Source organism: Streptomyces sp. NPDC088354 (assembly GCF_044753585.1).
Lineage (GTDB): Bacteria > Actinomycetota > Actinomycetes > Streptomycetales > Streptomycetaceae > Actinacidiphila.
The window spans coordinates 1-2,625 of record NZ_JBIVNJ010000131.1 but is presented as its reverse complement, the minus strand read 5'-3'; the positions used below and the strand labels follow the sequence as shown (position 1 = coordinate 2,625).

Annotated in this window: 2 protein-coding genes and 3 pseudogenes; 1 reads left to right on the top strand and 4 read right to left on the bottom strand. The window is 64.6% G+C overall.

Annotated elements, in window-relative coordinates:
• Positions 1–186 precede the first annotated feature (186 nt).
• Positions 187–858, bottom strand: coding sequence for a chloramphenicol phosphotransferase CPT family protein (locus ACIP98_RS42200; RefSeq protein ID WP_401982174.1), 672 nt, complete (start codon positions 856–858; stop codon positions 187–189).
• Between the two features lie 43 nt (positions 859–901).
• Positions 902–1,225: pseudogene (locus ACIP98_RS42195) on the bottom strand (transposase); the annotation flags it as partial.
• A gap of 87 nt (positions 1,226–1,312) precedes the next feature.
• Between ACIP98_RS42195 and ACIP98_RS42190 the strand changes: the two are divergent.
• On the top strand, positions 1,313–1,621 hold the full coding sequence (locus tag ACIP98_RS42190) for a hypothetical protein (protein WP_401982172.1): 309 nt from the start codon (positions 1,313–1,315) through the stop codon (positions 1,619–1,621).
• Here the strand turns inward: ACIP98_RS42190 and ACIP98_RS42185 are convergent.
• Positions 1,615–2,129 (bottom strand): annotated as a pseudogene (locus ACIP98_RS42185) (IS5 family transposase); the annotation flags it as partial. The gene ACIP98_RS42190 and the pseudogene ACIP98_RS42185 overlap by 7 nt on opposite strands.
• A 316-nt stretch (positions 2,130–2,445) precedes the next feature.
• Positions 2,446–2,625, bottom strand: a pseudogene (locus ACIP98_RS42180) (NAD(P)-dependent alcohol dehydrogenase); the annotation flags it as partial.

Sequence of the window (2,625 nt, the reverse complement as noted above, 5' to 3'; positions counted from 1 at the left end):
CGCTCCAAGCGGGCCCACTGTGTATCCGTCAGATCTCCACGTGCGACGGGGCAAGATCATCCCACCTCGAGATCCACTTCCGATACACGCCCTAGCCGCGTGGTAGTGGCCGATGGGTGTGTGCGCGGTTATCTGTGCATCAGCGCTTCGCCGTTGGCCTGCTGTGAGTAGCATCCGGAGCAATTGTCAAGACTTGTGGGTGGAGCTCAGTTCGGATCGTCGGTGCGCAGAGTCGAGCTTCATCCGTGTGAATGCTGTTGGAGTCGGCCGTTGAGCCAGGGTGGTCTTGATCTGTTTGGCGATCTCGCCGGGGGTGTTCTTGCTCGTGTCGCATTCGATGTCGTAGATGCCGTGCGCGTGGACCTGCTCGAACTGCCGCGCGGCAAGACCTGGCGTACGGTCGCCGCGGATCCGTTCCCGTCGCTCCAGCTCCGGCAACGGGCAGTGAACGCCGACCAGCACGACGTTCTCGGCGGGGAAGAGGTCGAGGCAGTCGAGGAGGCGCCAACGCTGGCTCAGCACGTGGTCCACCACGACGTTGTTGCTGGCCGCGGACATCCCGGCGACGGCGCGGTGGAAGCCCCTCGCGGTTCGGTCGATCTCGGCCTGCAGGTGTTCGTCGGGGATGTCCCGATCAGACCGCATCGCGTGGAAGGCGTCCACCGGCATGTGGAAGAACGATTCGTTCAGGATCCGGAGAAGCTCTCGAGCGATGCTCGACTTGCCGGAACTCGAAGTTCCGTTCAGGAAGATGATCAGTCCGCCCGCCCGCTGGTCAGGCACTTCAAGACCGCTGGTATCGCCGGCAGGGGCGTTGGCCGGGACCGCTTCGTTCCATTCTGAATCGTCATGCGACATGGGCGGATAATCTCGAAGGTAGCGGCAGGAGCGCCACCTGAATTCATGCCGCTTCGGTCTCCTCCCGCTCGACCAGGACGCCGTTCTCGAACCGGGCGCCGGCACGGACGAGCGAGACCAGGTGGGCGCCGGTGATCGCGCGCCAGCGTGCCTGAGCGGACTCGACGAGCTTGAAGACCAGCGCCAGGGCCACAGCCGGGCTGCCGGCACCCCGGGTGACCTTCGTCCACAGCTTGACCGTGGAGAACGTGGACTCGATGGGGTTGGTGGTCCGCAGGTGGACCCAGTGCTCGGCGGGGAAGTCGTAGAACGCCAGCAGTTCGTCCTGGTCGTCGGTGATCTTCGAGACGGCCTTGGGCCACTTACTGATCGTTTCAGAATGAAGCGCTTGGCCAAAGGGTCGTGTGCTGCGAAAATGGGATCTTGGCTGAGCAGTGGAGGGCGAGGACACCTGATGACGCAGTGGCGGCTCTTGCTGGGGGACGTCCTGATCGGCGAGCTCAGTGAGCATGGTTGCGATCAGCCGTTCTACCTGGCGCGCTTCACCCCGGGGCCGGGCTGGGAGAGCGTGAGGGCGTTGTTCGAGGCATGGGCAGCCTTCAAGGGATCGGACCCGGATGGGTCTCGAACTGTTGCTGTTCTCAAGCCCTTGCAGGACTTGGAGCTCAGGCTGGCTCCGGTCGACGGCCAGCAGCCTCCGTTGCAGGTCCTCAAGAACTGCATGCTGAGTATCGACGGGTCCGAGGCTCGCCTCCGCTACTGACCCAGCGGTTGGCGCGTCTGCTGAAGCCGCCGTAGACAGATCAGGCTGCAAGCCAGTTCGAGCAGCCCGTGGTGGAGGTCTGCACGCCGTTCGTAGCGGATGCGGAGCCGTCTGAACTGGTGCAGCCAGGCGAAGGTGCGCTCGACCACCCACCGCACGTTGCCCAACCCGGAACCATGCGCGACACCGCGTCGAGCAATCACTGGCTTGATCCCGCGTCTCCACAGCAGGCGGCGGTATTTGTCGAAGTCGTATCCCCGGTCGGCATACAGATGCCGAGGCTTGCGGCGGGGCCGTCCGCGGAGCCCCCGGATCGGCGGGATCGCGTCCAGCAGGGGCAGGAGCTGAGTGACGTCGTGCCGGTTGCCGCCGGTGAGTGTGACAGCTAGCGGAGTCCCGTGACGGTCGACGATCAGGTGATGCTTGGAGCCGGGACGAGCACGGTCGACCGGCGAGGGGCCGACATGGTCCCCCCTTTGAGGGCTCGGATATGCGACGGGTCTGATGCAGTTTCGGGTGACAGGTTGACCTGTCACCCGAAACTGCATCAGACCCGAGCACCACCCCGACCGGAGCCGTGGAGCCCGGCGCCCACCCGACGCGACAGACGGGCCATCGCCATGCCCGAACCCACCCACCGCGTGAATCAGCCGTCGGCTCGCATTGACAACTGATGACGAAAGATCGAGGCTAGGGCATGGCTATGAACATGCCTGATAGCCAGCCGTGGCGCGCGTTCTCTACCCAGCCGGGCGAGCGGCACCGGTGTTCTGCAAACACTCCGGCGGCGACTGCACAGCCGTCGGCATCACGGACCCAGGCCACTACTCGAAGACGATGACCTGGCGTCCGACGACGTCGCCGCGGCCGAGGGCCTCCAGGTTCTCGTTGATGTTCTCGAGCTTGACCTTGGTGACGTTGTGCTTGACGAGGCCGGCTTCGGCCAGGGAGAGCACCTCGACCAGGTCCAGGTGGTTGCCCCAGAAGGAACCCATGTAGGTCAG

What these genes read in the sequence shown, in the direction of transcription:
- ACIP98_RS42200 (WP_401982174.1), bottom strand. Translation starts at nt 858, where the DNA reads ATGTCGCATGACGATTCAGAATGGAACGAAGCGGTCCCGGCCAACGCC.
- ACIP98_RS42190 (WP_401982172.1), top strand. Translation starts at nt 1,313, where the DNA reads ATGACGCAGTGGCGGCTCTTGCTGGGGGACGTCCTGATCGGCGAGCTC.